The 1,531-nt window shown below is 37.6% G+C and carries 1 protein-coding gene; it reads left to right on the forward strand.

Features of this window, described 5'->3' with window-relative positions:
• Positions 1–414: 414 nt before the first annotated feature.
• A partial coding sequence (locus tag L691_RS0126040) for a PQQ-dependent sugar dehydrogenase (protein WP_025693130.1) occupies positions 415–1,531 on the forward strand: 1,117 nt, incomplete at its 3' end.

Below are 1,531 nucleotides of genomic sequence, written 5' to 3' on the forward strand. Positions count from 1 at the left end.
CTGAAGTCACGAGTTTGCGAAAACGATGCATCAAATGACAAGTTCATCTCCCGCTCACCTTCAAATGTTTATTTACATAGCAATTTCATCACATGAATTAACTTTGGAGCAATTAATGCAACCTTTCCAAATCTTTTGCGAGATAGGTTAGAGCCTCTTTTCAACCCAAGTTTTTTTGTTTCCTTAATGAATAGATGTAAACTTGCTACCCCCACGACTTCATTATATTCAATTGCTACATAAAAACATTGCAAGTGTTCGCAAATAGATTGGCGCGACATCAGAATAATTATGCATCAAAGAGAATTATTATTCAATATTAATCATCACATTCCCCGGCCTTAGCTTGGTACTAATAGAACAGTTCCAATCATATTCTTATAAAAGAAAACCATAAGAAGGAGGTTAAGTTAGTTGATAAAAGTTAAAGTTGGTTTACAACCCATTGTTAGTAAGATAAATTTACCCACTGTCTTGAAGACAGCCATACTTCCGGGCGACACAATCGAAAAATTATTTATTGCAACTCAGGTAGGAGAGATCTTTTACATAGGAAACGGAATTATCGGGACTTTTTTGGATATTCGCCCGCGAATCCTAAAACTAGGCGTCTCTAGTGGTGGATATGATGAACGGGGATTATTAGGACTAGCGTTTCATCCCGAATTTTATTATAACGGCCTGTTTTATCTTCATTATTCAGTAGCTGGAACACAAGGACCAGGTGCTCTTCCAGGTGCTTTCGAATCGTTTAAACCTAACCCGTGTGACCCCAATACCTTTAACCTAAAGTGGATAAATAGGGAAATTCAATATGATCATATTGATACAGTTGAAGAATGGATTTTACAATCGAATGGTCAGCCTCAAAAACGACGGACACTACTTCATTTAAGAAGACCATTTTTAAATCATAATGGTGTCAATAGCTTAAACTTTTCACCTGAAACAGGAAAGCTTGTTTTAACAACCGGAGATGGCGGGTCAGGCTATGATCCATTTAATTTAAGTCAGGATGATATGGAAATCGCCGGCAAAATAATTGAAATTGATGTAGCTAAGAATACATATATCGATAATCCACCCGTGGTTACACGTTTTAATGAACTTCCTGCCCCCATTTATGAAACGCTTACGGTAATTGCCAAAGGGGTTCGCAATATACCAGGCATTTCATATCAAAGGTTCTATAATCAGTATATCAAATATGCGGGAAATGTCGGACAAGATCTGGTAGAGTCGATTTTTTCATTCATTCATTATAAACCAATACCGGTTACTCAGCTTATTCAAGCTTCTTTAATGAATTCTGAAGCTGACCAAGAAGGATTTATTAACTTTGGCTGGCGAGGGTGGGAAGGTGCTTTTCCTACAGCGATAATAAGAGGCTGCTCTGCAAATTCGACTTTGGAGGAGAAAACAATTGCTTATTACGATGAAGCAGTAATAACTTCAGTACCGCGTCTTCAGCCTCTAACTAGTTATTTTCATAAAGATCCCAGGTCTGATAAGTTTGGAGCAACTGCACTTA

The sequence above is a fragment of the Paenibacillus zanthoxyli JH29 genome (assembly GCF_000520715.1).
Taxonomy (GTDB): Bacteria; Bacillota; Bacilli; order Paenibacillales; family Paenibacillaceae; genus Paenibacillus_AQ; species Paenibacillus_AQ zanthoxyli.